This is a genomic window from Mesorhizobium alhagi CCNWXJ12-2, from assembly GCF_000236565.1.
Classification (GTDB): Bacteria; Pseudomonadota; Alphaproteobacteria; order Rhizobiales; family Rhizobiaceae; genus Allomesorhizobium; species Allomesorhizobium alhagi.
Genome location: NZ_AHAM01000028.1, coordinates 1 through 17,547, shown reverse-complemented (window position 1 = coordinate 17,547; position 17,547 = coordinate 1). Strand labels below are relative to the sequence as shown.

Below are 17,547 nucleotides of genomic sequence, written 5' to 3'. Positions count from 1 at the left end.
ACGGCTAGGTGTTCATCGAATCGAAGAAGTCGGCGTTCGTCTTCGTCTGCTTCAGCTTGTCGATCAGGAACTCGATCGCATCGGTGGTGCCCATTGGCGCAAGGATGCGACGCAGAACAAAGATCTTCTGCAGATCCTGCTTCGGAACGAGCAGATCCTCCTTGCGGGTGCCGGACTTGAGGATGTCCATCGCCGGGAAGATGCGCTTGTCGGCCACCTTGCGGTCGAGAACGATTTCCGAGTTGCCGGTGCCCTTGAACTCTTCGAAGATCACCTCGTCCATGCGGCTGCCGGTATCGATCAGCGCCGTCGCAATGATGGTAAGCGATCCGCCTTCCTCGATGTTGCGGGCCGCGCCGAAGAAGCGCTTGGGCCGCTGCAACGCATTTGCGTCGACGCCGCCGGTCAGCACCTTGCCGGATGACGGCACGACTGTGTTGTAGGCGCGGCCGAGGCGCGTGATCGAATCGAGCAGGATGACCACGTCGCGGCCATGCTCGACCAGGCGCTTGGCCTTTTCGATGACCATTTCAGCTACCTGGACGTGGCGAACCGCCGGCTCGTCAAAAGTCGAGGAGACGACCTCGCCCTTCACCGAGCGCTGCATGTCCGTCACTTCCTCCGGCCGTTCGTCGATCAGAAGCACGATCAGATAGCATTCCGGGTGGTTGGTGGTTACCGAGTGGGCGATGTTCTGCAGCAGCACCGTCTTGCCGGTGCGCGGCTGCGCCACGATCAGGCCGCGCTGGCCCTTACCGATCGGCGCCACCAGGTCGATGACACGCGACGAGATATCCTTGCCGGTCGGATTGTCGACTTCCATCTTCAGCCGCTCATTCGGATAGAGAGGCGTCAGATTGTCGAAGTGGATCTTGTGGCGGATCTTTTCCGGGTCGTCGAAATTGATGGTGTTGACCTTGAGAAGGGCAAAATAACGCTCGCCTTCCTTCGGGCTGCGGATCGGTCCCTCGACCGTGTCGCCGGTCTTCAGCGAAAAGCGCCGGATCTGCGAGGGCGAGATGTAGATATCGTCCGGACCCGGCAGGTAATTGGCGTTGGCCGAGCGCAGGAAGCCGAAACCGTCCTGCAGCACTTCGACCACACCGTCGCCGATGATCTCGACATCCTGCGCCGCGAGCTTCTTGAGGATTGCAAACATCAACTCCTGCTTGCGCATGACGCTGGCGTTTTCAACCTCGAGTGACTCGGCGAAGGCGATCAGGTCGATCGGCTTCTTGTTCTTGAACTCCTGGAGTTTCATTTCCTGCATGACGGACTCTGAATGTGAAATGGGAAAGCTATCGGCGAATGCGATGGGCGCCGGATGCGGCCAACTCGAATTTTCGGGGCGGCGCTTGGCGGGAAGGAAGACGAGTCTTCTATCGCCAAGCAATTAAAAGAGCAAGGCGGCTTTTCCGTGACGCCGGCTCAGAACGGCTTCACGACGACCAGTATGACGATTAAGACCATCAGCACGGTCGGTATCTCGTTGACCAGACGCCAGTGACGCGCCGATCTGACGTTGCGGTCCTCGCCGAATTTGCGCACCGCACCGGAGAGATAGCCATGGACGCCGGACAAAACAACCACCAGCGCGATCTTGGCGTGCAGCCATCCTCCCGAGAAGCCAAAGCCCTTCCACGCCAGCCACAGCCCCAACACCCAGGTGATCATCATCGCGGGGTTGATGATGGCGCGCAGCAAGCGCTGCTCCATCGTCTTAAAGGTTTCCGACTGGACCGAACCCGGCTCGGCATCCGCGTGGTAGACCAAGAGGCGTGGCAGATAGAGCATGCCGGCCATCCACGAGATCACCGCGATGACATGGACCGCCTTTATCCAGAGATAGAGATCGTCGGGATCGAGCAAAAAGAGCAGCGCCGTCAGCACGAGGAGAATCGCTATCGCGGCCGCCGCTCTTTTCGCCGCGTTGCGTCCAGATTTCTGCACTTCCGGAGTGCTCATCTACCCGATCCATCCCTGATTTGCCTGATCATCGCCTCGACATGCGCGATAGGCGTTTCGGGCGTAATCCCGTGGCCGAGATTGAACACCAGCGGACCGGAGCCCAGCGCGCGCAAAATAGCGTCCACGCCCTCGCGCAGCGCCGCCCCGCCTGCCACCAGCCTAAGTGGGTCCAGATTGCCCTGAATGGCCCCTTGAGCCTGCAGGGCCTGCGCTTGCGTCAAGGGAACGGTCCAGTCGAGGCCAAGCGCGGTCACTCCGGTCTGCCTGCGATAATCGGAATAGAGGCTGCCGGCACCCTTCGGAAAACCGATGATTGGCACGCCGGGATGCGCGGTCCGCACCTTCCTCACGATTTCGGCCACTGGCTTGACGCAGAACGCGTCGAAGCAGACCTCGTCGAGCACGCCGGACCATGAATCGAATATCTGCACCACATCGGCGCCGGCCTCGATCTGCCGGATGAGATAGGCGGCCGAGTAATCCGCCAGCGTCGCCAGCAGCTTTTTCATAGCTTGCGGTTCGCGATAGGCAAAAAGCCTGGCCGGAGCCTGGTCCGGTGTGCCGTGGCCGGCAATCATGTAGGTTGCGATGGTCCATGGCGCGCCGCAAAAGCCGATCAGCGTTGTGCTTTCCGGCAATTCGGCGCGCAACCGTCTCACCGTCTCGTAGACCGACGCCAGGCGATCGTGGAAAGCCTGACCGTCGAGTTGCTCGACCCCCCTTGCCCCAATCGGCGTCATGACCGGCCCGCGACCCTCCTCGAAGCGCAGGTCGCGGCCGAGCGCATGCGGCACGACCAGAATATCGGAGAACAGGATCGACGCGTCGAAACCGAAGCGCCTGATCGGCTGGAGGGTCACTTCTACCGCGAAATCGGGATTGTAGCAGAGGTCGAGAAAGCTTCCCGCCTTCTTCCTCAACTCCCTGTACTCCGGCAGATAGCGGCCAGCCTGCCGCATCATCCATATCGGGGGCGGAAACACGGTCTCGCCCCTCAGGACGTCCAGCATGACGCGGCTGTTGGCCATCAGGGCACGTTCCTCGCTTCTTTCCTTAAATATAATTTCTATGAAAAGAGTCTTCTGATTCTAAGAGTCTGTTGGAATCGGTAATTGCTGCCTATCCCGGAGAGGCAGTCTGACGCCAGCCAGCATTTTGTCGCGCAAGTCCGGCTGTGGGCTGGACAAGTCTGGGGACAATCGGGAATCTGTTTGCAATAACAATCGCTTCCGAGAACGCAGAATTGCGGGAGCCGAGAACCAATGACAAGCTGCCGAATTTATCCCCATAGTCATCCAGACCACGCTGGCTATTCCGACAGCGCACCGAATTGTGGACAAGGCCGGTTCTGATACAGTCGCCGGTGCCGCAATGGCCGAACCGGCCAGCTTTTGCACACTTGACCACAGACCCGGGCCGATCCTGTGAACAAACCCCAAAGCTTCTTCCACCTGCACCTGATCTCCGACGCCACCGGCGAGACCCTGCTGGCCGCAGGCCGCGCGGCCTCGGCACAATACAAGGATGCGCGGGCGATCGAGCATATCTACCCGCTCATCCGTACTGAAAAGCAGCTGGCTAAGGTCTTCGAGGACATAGAGGAGGAGCCGGGCATCGTGCTCTACACGGTGGTGGACCAGCACCTCGCGGGGCAGATCGATGCAAAGGCTGTCGAGATGGGACTGCCATGCGTCTCGGTGCTCGAGCCGGTGCTGACCGTGTTCCAGTCCTATCTCGGCACGCCGGCCGGGCGCAGGGTAGGCGCGCAGCATGTGCTAGACGCTGAATATTTCCGCCGCATCGACGCGCTGAACTTCACCATGGAGCACGACGACGGGCAGTTGCCTTCCGACATCGAGGAAGCCGATGTCGTCCTGATCGGCATATCGCGCACCTCCAAGACGCCGACCAGCATCTACCTCGCCAATCGCGGCATCAAGACCGCGAACATCCCGATCGTCCTCGGCGTGCCGCTGCCTGAGAGCCTGGCGAACGCGAAAAAGCCGCTGATCGTTGGGCTAGTGGCGACGGCGGAGCGTATTTCGCAGGTGCGACAGAACCGGGTGCTCGGCTCGACCGCCGGCTATGACGCCAATGGCTATGTCGACCGCGCCGCGATCACGGAGGAGCTGGCCTATGCACGGCAGATCTGCACGAGGCACAATTGGCCGATGATCGATGTCAGCCGCCGCTCGATCGAGGAAACCGCAGCGGCGATCGTTGCTCTGCGCAGCAGGACGCGATAGGGGCGGTGAAAGATAAGGGCCAATCAAATGCCGGAAAAACTGATTCTTGCCTCGGGCAGCCCGTTTCGAAAATCGCTCCTTGCCAATGCCGGGATAGAATTCAGCGCGGTGCCGCCTACCGTCGACGAGCGCGCGCTTGAAGCGCCGCTTGAGAAAAGCGGCGTGACGCCGGAGGAAGTGGCCCAGATACTGGCCGAGGCCAAGGCAGCCAATGTCAGCGAGAGCCACCCGCGCGCGCTGGTGCTCGGCTGCGACCAGACGCTATCGCTCGGCGACCGGGTGTTCCACAAGCCGCGCGACATGGAAAATGCGCGCCGGCATCTGCTTTCGCTGTCCGGAAGAACGCATCATTTGAACAGCGCCGCCGTCCTGGTGCGCGACGGCCAGACGCTGTGGCGGCATGTCGGCATAGCGAGCCTGACCATGCGGGAACTCGATCCGGCCTTTATCGGCCGCCATCTCGCGCGGGTTGGCGACAAGGCGCTGTCGAGCGTCGGCGCCTATCAGGTCGAAGGCGAGGGCATCCGGCTGTTCGAGAAGATCGAGGGCGACTATTTCACTATAGTCGGTCTGCCTCTGCTGCCGGTGCTCGCCGCTCTTCGCGAATTCGGGGCGATCGATGGCTGAGCCAGTAAAGGCCTTTGTTTGCGGGCATCCCGTCGCGCATTCACGCTCACCGGCTATTCACGGCCATTGGCTTGCCCGTTACGGCATCGCGGGAAGCTATACGGCGATCGACATCACACCCGATGATTTCGCCGATTTTGTCCACCATATCCGTGAAAATGGCTATGCCGGCGGCAATGTCACCATTCCGCACAAGGAAGCCGCCTGCCGGTTGGTTGAGCGTCGCGATCAGGCGGCGGAAGAAATCGGCGCGGTGAACACGCTTTGGTTCGAGGACGCCGTGCTTTGCGGCGGCAACACAGATGCGGCGGGCTTCGCTGCAAATCTTGATGAGCGCGCGCCAGGCTGGGCCGAAAACCGCGGAACCGCGGTCGTCCTCGGCGCCGGCGGAGCCGCCCGCGCGGTGCTCTTCGCGCTCAGGCAGCGCGGCTTTCGCGATATCAGGGTCGTCAACCGGACGGTGGCGCGCGCGCTCGAGTTAGCCGACCAGTTCGGCCTCGGCGTTACGGCCCACGCTCCGGATGCCGCGACCGAGCTGCTCGGCGGTGCGGACCTGCTGGTCAACACAACCGCGCTTGGCATGCACGGCAATGCCGAGATCGCTGTCGACCCTGCAACTTTGCCTGACCGGGCGATAGTGACTGACATCGTTTATGTTCCACTGGAAACGCCGTTGCTGGCGGCGGCGCGCCGGCGGGGGCTGAAGGCCGTCGATGGGCTCGGCATGCTGCTGCATCAGGCGGTTCCGGGCTTCGAACGCTGGTTCGGCAGGCGACCGGAAGTCGATGCGGAGTTGCGCAGGCTGATCGTCGGCGATCTCGAGACCGCATCATGATCGTGCTCGGACTGACCGGATCGATCGGCATGGGCAAATCGACCACCGCGAAAATGTTCAGGGAAGCCGGCGTGCCGGTGCACGATTCCGACGAAACGGTGCATCGCCTCTATGCCGGCAAGGCAGCTCCGCTGATCGAGGAGGCGTTTCCGGGAACGGTGCGGGACGGCGCCGTCGATCGGGCGCAGCTCGCGGCCCAGGTTCTCGGCAGGCCGGAAGCGATGAAGAAGCTCGAGGCGATTATCCATCCGCTGGTAAGGGCCGACGCCGACGCCTTCGTCGCGCGCCACAGGGATGCGGGAGCGCCGCTGGTGGTGCTCGATATCCCGCTTCTGTTCGAGACCGGCGGTCGCGGCCGCGTCGACAAGGTCGTTGTCGTCACCGCCCTGGCAGAAGTCCAGCGGGAGCGCGTGCTGGCCCGGCCCGGCATGACCGAGGAAAAGCTCGCTGCCATACTGGCCAGCCAGGTTCCGGACGCCGAAAAGCGCCGGCAGGCTGATTTCATCATTGACAGCAGCCAAGGCCTGGAGGCCGCGCGGGCCGAAGTCGCCCGCATCATCGCCGACTTGACCGGGGACAAGCCCGCAGGCTAACAGCGCCGCCCTTGCTCAAAAAGCCCGCTGCGGCCAAGCTTGGCCGTGGAGTGATTCGGTACCAATGCGCGAAATCATATTCGATACGGAAACGACCGGGCTCGACGCGCGAGACGACCGGATCATCGAGATCGGCGGCGTAGAGCTGGTCAACCGCTTCCCCACCGGCCGCAATTTCCATGTTTTCATCAATCCGCAAGGCCGCGACGTGCATCCGGACGCGCAGGCCGTGCACGGCATCAGCAATGCCGATCTTAAGGACAAGCCGCCATTCGCGGAGATCGCCGGCCAGTTCCTCGAATTCGTCGATGGCGCCAAGCTGGTAGCGCACAATGCCGGCTTCGATATGGGCTTCGTCAACGCCGAACTGGGGCGGCTCGGCGCGCCGGCGATCGGCCCGGATCGCGTCGTCGACACTTTGGCTCTTGCGCGGCGCAAGCACCCGATGGGGCCGAATTCACTCGACGCGCTCTGCCGGCGCTACGGCATCGACAACAGCCGCCGCACCAAGCACGGAGCGCTGCTCGATTCAGAGCTTTTGGCCGAAGTCTACATCGAGTTGATCGGCGGCAAACAGGCAGCACTCATCCTGGACACGGTCGCATCAACGCCGGCAGGCGGCGCCGCAATGATTCACGTGGAACTTTCCATCCAGGCGCGGCCGGAACCGTTGCCGTCACGGCTGACGGATGACGAACGCGCCAATCATGCCAGGCTCGTCGCCGAACTGGGTGAGAAGTCGATCTGGGCGCAGCTAGGCCAAGACCAGCCGAACCTGCGGGCTCAGGCATGAAAAACCCGGCGCGAGGCCGGGTTTTTCATTTCAGTGTCGCGGCCGTCGGAAATTAGCTGACCTGCACCTTGGAAGCGGTCTTGTCCTCGGCCATCTTCTGCTGGAACATCTGCGCGAAGTCGATCGGATCGAGCATCAGCGGTGGAAAGCCGCCATTGCGGGTGGCTTCGGCGACAATCTGGCGCGCGAAGGGGAACAGCAGCCGCGGGCACTCAATGAACAGCAGCGGCAACATGTGCTCCTGCGGGAAACCCTCGATGCGGAATACGCCGCCATAGACCAGCTCGACGTTGAACAGCACGTCCTTCTCGAAGGAAGCCTTGGCGTTCAGCGACAAATTGACGTCGAATTCCTTCTCCGAAATCGGATTGGCGTTGACATTGACGCTGATGTTGATGCCCGGAGCCTTGTCGCGGCCGCGCAGTGAATTCGGCGCGCCGGGGCTCTCGAAGGAAAGATCCTTCACATATTGGGCAAGCACGTTGAGCGAAGCCTGGGTCGTTCCGGCGTTTCCGTTTCCGCCGGTCGGCGTGCCAGCCGACTCGTTTTCTTTTTCTTTGCTGGCCATCAGCCACGGTCCTCTTGGTTCAGCCGCGCGGCGGCCCGTTTGAATCGAGCGTTCGCTAGCATGCACGACATGTCAAGACAAGGAAAAGGCGCTTGCCGTCACTCTTCGTCGATCTGTCGCCAGGGCGACCCCCGCGACCGCGGTGACTCCCCTTTCGAATAGTCGTCGGGATCGAGGTCGATGGTGCGGCCGCGCCCCCTCCGGGCAAAGCCGCCGCCCATCGCGGAAAAATCGGTTGCGAAATTGACGCGGCTCTTCAGGAACCGCCAGCCGAGATCGCGCACCTTCGGCACGAATAGTAGTATGCCGAGAATGTCGGTCAGGAAGCCGGGAATGAGCAGGAGAAACCCTGCGAGGAGGATCATGATGCCGTGGGCGAGTTCGCGGCCCGGGTCGCGCCCGGCCTCGATGTCGCGGCGGATGCGCGTCATGACTCCGAAGCCCTGGAAGCGCATCAGCATGGCGCCGGCAATGCCGGTCGCCACGATGAGTCCGAGCGTGGCGAGAACGCCGATCTGACGGCCGACCACCACGAAGCCTGCTATTTCCACGAGCGGAAGCACAAGCAGGAAGAGGGGAATGAAGGGAATACGCACGAAACCGCCAGGGGCTGGAGTTGGAAGGGGCTGAGCCAGTCAATGCTGGCGCATCGCTCCACAGATAGGTATGCACGGCTTTGATTTGAATGATTGCGGCATGCGTTCTATATGCAGTGATTGAACAGCGCGACGCGGCGCCGGACGGCGATCTCGCCATCCCAAGCCCGCTGGGACACGGGATCGGTTGGCGGAAGACATGGAATTCTTCGATTTCGGCACAATATTTTTTTTGATCGCGGCTGTCGTGATCTTTTTTCAGCTCCGCAACGTCCTGGGGCGCCGGACCGGCAGTGAGCGGCCGCCCTTCGATCCCTATACGGCCGGCCGCGCGCGTACCAAGGATGCGGCGGCAAAACCTGAAAACGTCGTCTCCCTGCCGCGCAAGCGCACGGCTGCCGAAACCGAGGAAAGCTTCGCGGCAATAGACGCTTTCGCCAAGCCCGGAACCGACCTGAACAAGGGGCTTCGCTCGATCAAGGAAGCCGATCCGTCCTTCGACCCGAAGAATTTCGTCGACGGCGCCAAGATGGCTTACGAGATGATCGTCATGGCCTATGCCGATGGCGACCGCAAAACCCTGAAGAACCTGCTTTCCCGGGATGTCTATGACGGCTTCGTCGCGGCGATCGCCGATCGCGAGAAGCGCAACGAAAAAATCCAGTCTTCCTTCGTCGGCATCGACAAGGCCGACATCGTCTCTGCCGAGATGAAGAATGGCGAAGCCCACATCACGCTGCGCATTGTCAGTGAGCTGATCTCTGCGACCCGCGACAATGCTGGCGCTGTCATAGACGGCGATCCTGAAACTGTCGCCGAGGTCAAGGATGTCTGGACCTTCGCCCGCGACACGCGCTCGCGCGACCCCAACTGGAAACTGGTCGCGACCGAAGAGGAAGACTGACGCTCCACCCGCCTGGGGGTCCGTTCGGTGCCGCTTTCGCCCGCTTTCCAGATCGTCTCCTTTGCCGACCTGCCCGGCTGGATCGCCGATGACCAATCCGGCGCATTCGAGGCGTTTCGGCGCTCGGCCATGCATGTTCAGTCGAAGCCATACCGCTCCGGCTCGCTGGGCGTGGATTTTTCCAGTTTCGCTGAGGTCTATGAAGTGGCCCGGGAGACGAACTCCCTGATGCATGCGGAGGCGAAAGCCTTTTTCGAAATCCATTTCGTGCCCGCCCGCATCGTCCCGGAAGATTCCGATTCCGGTTTGGTCACCGGCTTTTATGAGCCCGAGGTCGAAGCGTCGCCGGTCCGGACGGAGCGCTTTTGCGTGCCGCTGCTTTCCCGTCCCGCAGATCTCGTCGATATCGACGATGAAAACCGCCCGGACGGAATGGATCCCTACCTGGCCCTCGCCAGGCAAACCGAAGCCGGGTTGGTCGAATATTTCGACCGCGCTGCGATCGAAACGGGTGCGCTTGCCGGGCAGGATCTCGAAATCGCATGGCTCGAAAGCAGGGTGGACACCTTCTTCATCCATGTTCAGGGCGCTGCGCGGCTCCATATGCCCGACGGCTCGCGCCGGCGCGTCACCTATGCCGCCAAGTCCGGCCAGCGGTTTTCCGGCCCGGGAAAAATCCTTGCCGACCTCGGCGAAATCCCGCTGGGCCAGGTGACGATGCAGTCGATAAGGGCCTGGCTCGCGCGAAATCCGGACCGCGTCGATGAGATACTGCAGCGCAACCGCTCCTACATCTTCTTTCGCGGAGCGCCGGTCGATGATCCGGCGCTCGGCCCCATAGCCGCGGCCAAAGTGCCCCTGACGCCCGGCCGATCGATTGCCGTGGACCGGCTGCTGCATACATTCGGTACGCCTTTCTTCATCGACGCTCCGTCGCTGACCGCCTTCGGCGGACAGCCGTTTCGCAGGCTGATGATCGCGCAGGACACCGGATCGGCGATCATCGGCGCGGCCCGGGGCGATCTTTTTGCCGGCTCCGGCGATGCAGCCGGCGAGATAGCCGGCGTGGTGTGCAACAAGGCGGACTTTTTCGCGCTCATCCCTCGCGCCTTGGCCAAGGCTGCGTCATGAGCAAGCCGGACAAAAGCCTCAGCGACGAGGACCGGGTGCTGTGGAACCTGGTCGCCCGCTCGACCAAGCCGCTGAAGGGCAAGCGGGCGGTCGATATTCCCGAACCTGCTCCGGCGTCGATGGAAGAAGCGATGGAGTCGATTGCATCCAAGCCCTCCGTTTCGCCTGCCGCAAGGCCGAAGCAGATCGTCTCGCATTCCCTCGACAGGCCGACACACGAGAAGCTGGCGAAAGGCCGGTTGCCGATCGAGGGCCGCGTCGATCTTCACGGGATGAGTCAGGCGCAGGCCTACTCGCTGCTGCTTTCCTTCCTGCACCGGGCCCATGCCGGCGGGGTGCGCTATGTGCTGGTGATCACCGGCAAGGGCTCGTCGTCCGGCGGCGAGGGCGTGCTGCGGCGAGCCGTTCCGGCCTGGCTTTCGACCGCGCCGTTCCGGCCGCTCGTCAGCAGTCATGATCATGCCGCCCGCAATCATGGCGGGGCCGGCGCTCTTTACGTCCGGCTGCGTCGGCAGTCTCCGAAAAGCCCGTGACGCCGTTCGGCGCGAAGATGCGCGCGCTCAGGCGCGAACGCGGCATCAGCCAGAAGGACATGGCCAGGGCGCTGGGCGTCAGCGCCGCCTATCTTTCGGCGCTGGAACATGGCCATCGTGGCGCGCCCAACTGGGCCTTCGTTCAGAAGGTGATCGGTTATTTCAACATCATCTGGGACGAGGCCGAGGAGCTGGAGAACCTGGTGTGGTCGTCCGACCCGCGAGTGGTCATCGATACGGCCGGGTTGCCGCCGGAAGCCACCCGACTGGCAAATCTGCTTTCCCGGAACATCAGGCAGATGGACGAAGCGACCGTCCGAGCGCTTCTGGCGCTTGTGGAAGCGAAAATAAAACCCTGAACGCGTGTCGGATACCGGCGCCTCCCCGCGTCCTTGGTGCAGCCAACACCAAACAGGGGCAAGACATGAGTGAAAAGACGATGACCAAAACAGGGTGGGTGCTTACGGGCGCCTACGCGCTCTTCATGCTTGCGGCTTCCGTAGCGCCGAAACTTCTTGGATTGCCCATAGCAAGCGAAACGATGACGCAGCTTGGATGGCCGGACGGCTACGTCCTGATGATCGGGCTGATCGAGCTTGCATGCGTGCTGCTCTATCTCTTCCCGAAGACCAGCGTGCTCGGGGCGGTTCTCACCATGGGACTGCTTGGAGGGGCCATGGCTACGCATATCCGTGTCGGCAGCCCGCTGTTCAGCCATATCCTCTTCAGCATCTATCTTGGCTTGTTCATGTGGGGAGGGCTGTGGCTGCGCGATCCGAAGCTGCAGGCTATATTTCCGTGGCGCCGGTAGCGATCAGAACAGCGTCCGCAGTTCCGACAGCTTCTCGTTGACGAGCCAGCCATAGTAATTTTCTTCCGGAAGCTTCGGCTCCTGCCCCTCCGCGAACCGCTTCTCGTTCTCGGCCTTGAGCGCGTAGGCGCGGGCTTCCGGATCGCCGACATTGTAGAGCGTCGCGGTGATGCCGGGATTTTGCGAGATGTCGAAGCCGGCGATCGTCCGGTAGGCGTCGATCGACTTTTTCAGGACCGCCGCCACATAGGGCAGGGTCAGGTCCGGCGCCATGATGGTCTCGTAGACCTGGTTCGGCTGGCCGGCGTCGAGTTTCGGCAAACCCGAGACCTGGTGCACAAGATCGCTCATCTGCAGCGCGGTCAGCGGGTTGAGCTGGCCGATGCCGAAGGTCTGCCCGGCATAGAAGGGCTGGAAGAAGGTGGCGCTGAAGCGGTCGTCTGGATAGGAGATGCCGTCCACCGTCCGGCCGCGGAACTCCCGGTTCCAGACGCGCTCGCGGCAGGTCCACAGCTTGTAGCTGTCCGACAGGTTCCCGCAGGCTGAAAATTCCGGCCGTGCGATGAAATCGACGATATTCTCCTCGCCATAGCTGAAGCTTAGGCTGCTGCTCAAATAAGACACGGCCTTGACGTAGTAGGTCTGCAGCCGGTCATAGGCATCGACATTATAGGTATGCTCGCCGACAATCGCGCCGGCAATATGTATGGGGTCGATGCCGTAGGCGTCGGCCGCCGCCCTAATTTTGGAGCGCAATTCTTGGTCGCGCTGCAACAGCGCATAAACCTTGCGGTATTTGGCGTCGAAGCTGGTCCTGCCGGCCTGCGTGCGCTTGGACGATGCGCCGGGCACGCCGGGTTGTTCCAGGTGCCGATTGCCCACGGGCACGATCGTCTGCGCCTGCACCGAGCAGACGCCGAGCGCCAGAACCAGCGCAACCGCAAAACTGGATGATCGTCTCATTCGCCGCCGCAACCCCCGCATGGCCGGCAACCCTTAGGTCAACGGCTAGCCAGGAGTCGAGTCCTTGTTGACTGTTGATGTCGGCGGCCCCGCCCGGCCACGGCCCTTTTAAAGGATGAATCGCGACAAATCTGTGTTCTTGGACAGGTCGCCGACATTCTTCTGGACATAATCGGCGTCGATGGCGATCTCGGAGCCGGCGCGGTCCGGCGCGTTGTAGGAGATATCGTCGAGCACCCGCTCCATCACCGTCTGCAGGCGGCGCGCGCCGATATTCTCCAGCGTCGCATTGAGGTCGACGGCGATGCCGGCGAGCGTGTCGATGGCGTCGTCGGTGAAGGAAAGCGTCACTCCCTCGGTGTCCATGAGCGCGACATATTGCTTGATCAGGCTCGCCTGCGGCTCGGTCAGGATGCGACGGAAATCATCCTTCTCCAGTGCGCGCAGCTCGACGCGGATCGGCAGCCGCCCCTGGAGTTCGGGCAGGAGGTCCGACGGCTTCGAGACGTGGAACGCACCCGAAGCGATGAACAATATGTGATCGGTCTTGATCGGCCCGTATTTGGTGGCGACCGTGGTGCCCTCGACCAGCGGCAGCAGGTCGCGCTGCACGCCTTCGCGGCTGACGCCGGCGCCCATGCCGCCGTCGGGAGCCGCGATCTTGTCGATCTCGTCGAGGAAGACGATGCCGTCGTTCTGCGCCGACTGCAGCGCCATCTGCACGACCTGATCCTGGTCGAGAAGCTTGTCGGACTCGTCGTCGATCAGATGGGCGTAGGACTCCTTTACCGTCGTCTTGCGGGTCTTGGTGCGCTGGCCGCCCATCGCCTTGGACAGCATGTCGTTGATGTTCATGACGCCGATATTGGCGCCGGGCATGCCCGGAATCTCGAAGCTCGGCAGGCCGCCGCTGCCGGTATCGGTCACTTCAATCTCGATCTCCTTGTCGTCGAGTTCGCCGTCGCGCAGCTTCTTGCGGAAGCTGTCGCGGGTCGCCGGGCTCGCCGTCTTGCCCACAAGCGCTTCCAGCACACGCTCCTCGGCGTTGAGATGTGCCCTGGCCTTGACCTCCTCGCGCATCTTTTCACGTACAAGGCCGATGGCAACCTCGACCAAGTCACGGATGATCTGCTCGACATCGCGCCCGACATAGCCGACCTCGGTGAACTTGGTTGCCTCGACTTTGATGAAGGGCGCACCGGCGAGCCGGGCGAGGCGGCGCGAAATCTCGGTCTTGCCGACGCCGGTGGGGCCGATCATCAATATGTTCTTCGGCATCACCTCTTCGCGCATCTCGCCTTCGAGCTGCTGACGGCGCCAGCGGTTGCGCAGCGCGATGGCCACGGCGCGCTTGGCGTCCTTCTGGCCGATAATGTAGCGGTCAAGCTCGGAAACGATTTCGCGGGGAGAGAATGTGGTCATCGTAAATGTGCTCTTTGAACTGACTCAAGTCTGCAGGTGGCGCAGATGGGAACCGGGAAGCCGCAGTGCAATAGTTGGCGGCAGCAGGCCAAGCAGCAGGCCCCGCAGGCGGTGCCAGCCGGCGCTTAGAACCAGCACGACCGCGCCGAGCACGAGGACGGTAAGCGGCACGACACCGTCGATAAGCCCGCTCGCGCCGACCAGCGAGGCGAAGGCGAAGCCGGCATAGGACAGGCCGGAAACCAGCACGGCACGCCGATCGACCACGACCGCGACGACAGCAAGCAGCGAGAACACGGCGAGGATGCCCCAGGCCGAAGCCGTGCTGGTCATTCCCGAATCCGGTGCAAAGCCGCGGATCAGGGGATGCACGATCATGGGCGCCGCCACAAGATGCAGCCAGAACGCGATGTCGGTGCGACGCGTCACACGCAGCGGGTCGCTCATGTCGAAGCGCATGGCGAGCGCAAACACGGCAAGACCGCAGACCAGCACGATAAAGTTAGACGCGTATTCGACGAAGTCCGGCGCCGCCGTGAAAAGCAGGCCAACGACGGCGCCGACCAGCGCCAGCGTACCCGCAGCGATCGTGATAGGTACGCGAAAACGCCAGTAGTGCAACGCTGCGCCGGCCACCGTCACGAGCGCGGCGCCTGCGAGAGCCAGAGGATCATCGAAGCGCAGTCGACCGAAGCCGAGGCCAGGGCGGAAACCCGCAGCCTGTTCGGTCAGGATATCGAACGCCTGATAGAACGCCAGGAACACCGCGGCGGCGTAGACGATCAGCAGGGCGATGCTGGGCAGCGCCATGCGCCGCGTTCGGGTAAAGAACTCGGCAAGACCCCACGCAGTCACTGCCAGAATGGCGGCCGTTCCGAAAAGGCTGAACGCCTCATGGGCAAAATAGCCGAGGGCGCCAAGAAAGAGCGCAAGGCCGATCGTCACGAAGATATCTCCAAAGCCGCTGATGAAGCGCAGCTTCTCGTCGTCCTCCGGTTCCGATGCCGCGACCTGCGCGACTTCCAGATCGCGAAGGCGCTGTGCCTGCTCTGCAGACAGCAGTCCCTGCGTTACGGCGGCCTGCAAGGTGTTTTCCGAGATGGCGCGGACGGGAATGTTCATTGCAACGGTCATGGCGTCACACGGGCCCGGATTGCCACTGCTTGATGAATTCGAATGGGTGCAGCAGCATGATCACGTTGAGGGTCAGGTTGTCGCGGATGACGAGGCCCACGCCTATTTCGAAGGCGAGCGCGAGGGTCACGGTCAACCATATAGGGAGCCGCGCGGCCATGGCAAAGCCCAGCACCATCCACAGCGTGTCGGACACCGAGTTGATGACGCTGTCGCCGAAATAATCGAGCGAGATCGTCGCATCGCGATAGCGGTTGATGATGAAGTCGGTGTTTTCCAGAAGCTCCCAGCCAGTCTCGATCACCACGGCGAATGCCAGGCGGACGCCGACATTGACGCGCGGCGTGATCAGCCAGAGCAGCCAATAGAACAGGAAGCCGTGGATGATATGCGAGAACGTGTACCAGTCGGCGAGGTGCTGGCTGTTCTCGCTGCTCACCGCCTGGCCGTGCCAGAACTTGACCGTCCCGCATTCGCAGATCGGCGGCTGGCCCATAATGTAGAGCGCGATGCCTTGCGCGGCGATCAGCGCTGCGGCCACGAGTACTCCGGCCAGGAAAACACGCCTGTATCCAGTGGCTTGCGGATCGGCCGCCTCTGTTACGGTCATGAAAATTCCCCCTCGTCATTGTCGCGCGCCATCATCAGCGCAGGACCGTAGACCGATGTTCGCGTGTCGAAAGCCTTGAAGCCGGCCTTTTCGTAGGCTCGAATCGCCCGGAGATTTGCCGGATCCGGATCGATTATCACGCGCGGCGTCCCCTCCGCGAAGAGTTCTTCGACGAACTGCCTGATGATCGCCGAGCCATGGCCGACACCGACCAGATCCGGGACGCCGATAGAAAGGTCGATGCCGAGCGTGCCGAAAGGCTGGTCCTGGTAAGGATGGTCGTCTTCGAGATGCGGATCGTAGCTCTGGAGATAGCCGATCGGCTGGCCGTCAAGTTCGATGATCAGCGGCTCGACCGAGATGCTGTCGATATGCTCGCGGATCGACGCGATCTCCTCGTCGGGATCGCCCCACCATTCGGCCACATGGGGTTCAGCGAGCCAGCGCGCGATCAGCGGAAGATCCTTCCGGGTGAGGGAGCGAAAGCCGTAGCTCATGCCGCTCTCTCGAGCCGGTCGGGAGTGATTTCCATGAGGATGGTGCTTTCGCCGTTGCGGTCGTGCCTGCCGAAGGCCACGAATCCCGCTTTCTCATAGGCCCTGACGGCGCGCCTGTTAGCCGCGTCCGGATCGATGATCAGGCGCGGGGTGCCCAGCGCGAATAATCTTTCGGCGAAGGCGCGAATGATCCGTGGGCCGACGCCCCGCGCGATCAGATTCGCTGGACCGATGAAAACGTCGACGCCCATCGTATCGGGCGGCACTTCGTTCAGCCAGGGCGCCTCTTCGACCCAATGCGTGCCGCCAAAATTTGCCGGTCGCCAGCTCTGGACGTAGCCGACAGGCTTGCGGTCGAGAAAAACGACATAACCTTCGGTGCCGTCATCCTCTTCCAGTATGGAGCGAATCAGCGCCAGTTCCTCATCCGGGTCGCCCCACCACTGCCGCACATGCCGCTGCTTGAGCCACCCATGCAGCATCGGCAGATGTTCTTCGGCCACCGGCTCGAAGCGGATGCTCTCAGCCCTCGGCGGCATCGAGGGTTTCGACGACAAAATTGCTGTTGGTGTAGACGCAGATTTCCGCGGCAATCTGCATGGCCTTGCGGGCGATCTCCTCGGCGTCCTTTTCGGTGTCCAGCAGCGCGCGGGCGGCGGCGAGCGCGAAATTGCCGCCCGAGCCGATCGCCATCACGCCCTGTTCGGGCTCCAGCACGTCGCCCGTGCCGGTCAGCGCCAGCGAGACGTTCTTGTCGGCGACCAGCATCATCGCCTCCAGCCGGCGCAGATAGCGGTCGGTGCGCCAATCCTTGGCGAGTTCCACGCAGGCGCGCGTCAGCTGCTCCGGATATTGCTCGAGCTTGGCCTCGAGGCGTTCGAGCAAGGTGAAGGCGTCGGCGGTCGCGCCGGCGAAGCCGGCGATCACATTGCCCTTGCCTAGGCGGCGCACCTTCCTGGCGTTGCCCTTCATGATGGTCTGGCCAAGGCTGACCTGGCCGTCGCCGGCGATCACAACCTTGCCGCCCTTGCGCACCGTGATGATCGTCGTGGCGTGCATGGTCAATTCGTTGGACATGTTCTGCTCCGATTTCGCGCGGTTCCCGAGAAGGCGAAAGGCGCGGTACGAGGATGATTGCGATCATATGTATGCGACGCCCTGCCGAATGCAAATGGCGGTAGAGTGGTCGCGCCGCGAGCCGGTGACGCGTTCTTGGCACAAGTTTCTCCTTTGCCACGCTGCGTTTCCGCCCTGGCTATTGCGAGGGCCCTTCGACCCTTCGATGAACTCAGGGCTCAGGGTGAGGTCAAAGGTGT

22 protein-coding genes are annotated in these 17,547 nt (G+C 62.4%); 10 read left to right on the top strand and 12 right to left on the bottom strand.

The window, feature by feature from the left end:
• Window positions 1–4 precede the first annotated feature (4 nt).
• The 3 genes from rho to hemE form a co-directional block, all read right to left on the bottom strand.
• Window positions 5–1,270: a transcription termination factor Rho gene (rho, locus tag MAXJ12_RS03795; RefSeq protein WP_085983865.1), complete on the bottom strand. Its 1,266-nt coding sequence runs from the start codon at window positions 1,268–1,270 to the stop codon at window positions 5–7.
• A 158-nt stretch (window positions 1,271–1,428) separates the two neighbouring features.
• A complete protein-coding gene (gene hemJ / locus MAXJ12_RS03790; RefSeq protein ID WP_008834442.1) occupies window positions 1,429–1,965 on the bottom strand; it encodes a protoporphyrinogen oxidase HemJ in 537 nt (178 codons plus the stop codon).
• Window positions 1,962–2,996, bottom strand: coding sequence for a uroporphyrinogen decarboxylase (hemE, locus tag MAXJ12_RS03785; RefSeq protein ID WP_008834441.1), 1,035 nt, complete (start codon window positions 2,994–2,996; stop codon window positions 1,962–1,964). Before hemE ends, hemJ begins: the two co-directional genes overlap by 4 nt.
• A 396-nt stretch (window positions 2,997–3,392) precedes the next feature.
• Here hemE and MAXJ12_RS03780 point away from each other — a divergent pair, with 396 nt between their 5' ends.
• The 5 genes from MAXJ12_RS03780 to dnaQ all read left to right on the top strand — a co-directional run bounded on the left by MAXJ12_RS03780 (window position 3,393) and on the right by dnaQ (window position 7,062).
• The gene (locus tag MAXJ12_RS03780) at window positions 3,393–4,214 is read left to right on the top strand and encodes a pyruvate, water dikinase regulatory protein (protein ID WP_008834440.1); all 822 of its coding nucleotides are present in this window, start codon (window positions 3,393–3,395) and stop codon (window positions 4,212–4,214) included.
• Window positions 4,215–4,241: 27 nt separating this feature from the next.
• Window positions 4,242–4,841: a Maf-like protein gene (locus tag MAXJ12_RS03775; protein WP_008834439.1), complete on the top strand. Its 600-nt coding sequence runs from the start codon at window positions 4,242–4,244 to the stop codon at window positions 4,839–4,841.
• A complete protein-coding gene (locus tag MAXJ12_RS03770; RefSeq protein WP_008834438.1) occupies window positions 4,834–5,676 on the top strand; it encodes a shikimate dehydrogenase in 843 nt (280 codons plus the stop codon). The genes MAXJ12_RS03775 and MAXJ12_RS03770 overlap by 8 nt, the downstream gene beginning before the upstream one ends.
• Window positions 5,673–6,269 carry a dephospho-CoA kinase gene (gene coaE, locus MAXJ12_RS03765; protein WP_008834437.1) on the top strand — a complete coding sequence of 199 codons (597 nt, stop codon included), beginning with the start codon at window positions 5,673–5,675 and terminating at the stop codon, window positions 6,267–6,269. Before MAXJ12_RS03770 ends, coaE begins: the two co-directional genes overlap by 4 nt.
• A 64-nt stretch (window positions 6,270–6,333) precedes the next feature.
• Entirely contained in the window at window positions 6,334–7,062 is a 729-nt protein-coding gene (gene dnaQ, locus MAXJ12_RS03760; protein ID WP_008834436.1) for a DNA polymerase III subunit epsilon, read from the top strand.
• A 52-nt stretch (window positions 7,063–7,114) separates the two neighbouring features.
• Here dnaQ and secB read toward each other — a convergent pair whose 3' ends face one another.
• Together secB and MAXJ12_RS03750 are read right to left on the bottom strand one after the other, a co-directional pair.
• The gene (gene secB / locus MAXJ12_RS03755; RefSeq protein ID WP_008834435.1) at window positions 7,115–7,630 is read right to left on the bottom strand and encodes a protein-export chaperone SecB; all 516 of its coding nucleotides are present in this window, start codon (window positions 7,628–7,630) and stop codon (window positions 7,115–7,117) included.
• A 98-nt stretch (window positions 7,631–7,728) separates the two neighbouring features.
• Entirely contained in the window at window positions 7,729–8,226 is a 498-nt protein-coding gene (locus tag MAXJ12_RS03750; RefSeq protein WP_008834434.1) for an FxsA family protein, read from the bottom strand.
• Window positions 8,227–8,425: 199 nt separating this feature from the next.
• Here MAXJ12_RS03750 and MAXJ12_RS03745 point away from each other — a divergent pair, with 199 nt between their 5' ends.
• From MAXJ12_RS03745 to MAXJ12_RS03725, 5 genes are all read left to right on the top strand, one after another.
• The gene (locus MAXJ12_RS03745) at window positions 8,426–9,130 is read left to right on the top strand and encodes a Tim44/TimA family putative adaptor protein (protein ID WP_008834433.1); all 705 of its coding nucleotides are present in this window, start codon (window positions 8,426–8,428) and stop codon (window positions 9,128–9,130) included.
• 27 nt (window positions 9,131–9,157) lie between these two features.
• Window positions 9,158–10,261: a murein transglycosylase A gene (gene mltA / locus MAXJ12_RS03740; RefSeq protein WP_008834432.1), complete on the top strand. Its 1,104-nt coding sequence runs from the start codon at window positions 9,158–9,160 to the stop codon at window positions 10,259–10,261.
• On the top strand, window positions 10,258–10,794 hold the full coding sequence (locus MAXJ12_RS03735; RefSeq protein ID WP_008834431.1) for a Smr/MutS family protein: 537 nt from the start codon (window positions 10,258–10,260) through the stop codon (window positions 10,792–10,794). Before mltA ends, MAXJ12_RS03735 begins: the two co-directional genes overlap by 4 nt.
• Window positions 10,791–11,153, top strand: a complete 363-nt coding sequence (locus MAXJ12_RS03730) for a helix-turn-helix domain-containing protein (protein WP_008834430.1) — start codon at window positions 10,791–10,793, stop codon at window positions 11,151–11,153. The genes MAXJ12_RS03735 and MAXJ12_RS03730 overlap by 4 nt, the downstream gene beginning before the upstream one ends.
• Window positions 11,154–11,218: 65 nt before the next feature.
• Window positions 11,219–11,605 (top strand): DoxX family protein, encoded by a 387-nt coding sequence (locus tag MAXJ12_RS03725; RefSeq protein ID WP_008834429.1) that lies wholly within the window; start codon window positions 11,219–11,221, stop codon window positions 11,603–11,605.
• 3 nt (window positions 11,606–11,608) lie between these two features.
• Here MAXJ12_RS03725 and MAXJ12_RS03720 read toward each other — a convergent pair whose 3' ends face one another.
• The 7 genes from MAXJ12_RS03720 to hslV all read right to left on the bottom strand — a co-directional run bounded on the left by MAXJ12_RS03720 (window position 11,609) and on the right by hslV (window position 17,308).
• A complete protein-coding gene (locus MAXJ12_RS03720) occupies window positions 11,609–12,568 on the bottom strand; it encodes a DUF1402 family protein (protein WP_008834428.1) in 960 nt (319 codons plus the stop codon).
• Between the two features lie 108 nt (window positions 12,569–12,676).
• A complete protein-coding gene (gene hslU, locus MAXJ12_RS03715; RefSeq protein ID WP_008834427.1) occupies window positions 12,677–13,990 on the bottom strand; it encodes an ATP-dependent protease ATPase subunit HslU in 1,314 nt (437 codons plus the stop codon).
• Between the two features lie 24 nt (window positions 13,991–14,014).
• Window positions 14,015–15,112, bottom strand: a complete 1,098-nt coding sequence (locus MAXJ12_RS03710; RefSeq protein ID WP_040584791.1) for a hypothetical protein — start codon at window positions 15,110–15,112, stop codon at window positions 14,015–14,017.
• A gap of 16 nt (window positions 15,113–15,128) precedes the next feature.
• Complete coding sequence (locus MAXJ12_RS03705) at window positions 15,129–15,734, bottom strand: DUF2585 domain-containing protein (RefSeq protein WP_008834425.1); 606 nt, start codon at window positions 15,732–15,734, stop codon at window positions 15,129–15,131.
• On the bottom strand, window positions 15,731–16,231 hold the full coding sequence (locus tag MAXJ12_RS03700) for a GNAT family N-acetyltransferase (protein WP_008834424.1): 501 nt from the start codon (window positions 16,229–16,231) through the stop codon (window positions 15,731–15,733). The genes MAXJ12_RS03705 and MAXJ12_RS03700 overlap by 4 nt, the downstream gene beginning before the upstream one ends.
• Entirely contained in the window at window positions 16,228–16,770 is a 543-nt protein-coding gene (locus tag MAXJ12_RS03695) for a GNAT family N-acetyltransferase (RefSeq protein WP_008834423.1), read from the bottom strand. The genes MAXJ12_RS03700 and MAXJ12_RS03695 overlap by 4 nt, the downstream gene beginning before the upstream one ends.
• Window positions 16,754–17,308: an ATP-dependent protease subunit HslV gene (hslV, locus tag MAXJ12_RS03690; protein ID WP_008834422.1), complete on the bottom strand. Its 555-nt coding sequence runs from the start codon at window positions 17,306–17,308 to the stop codon at window positions 16,754–16,756. Before hslV ends, MAXJ12_RS03695 begins: the two co-directional genes overlap by 17 nt.
• Window positions 17,309–17,547: the final 239 nt, after the last annotated feature.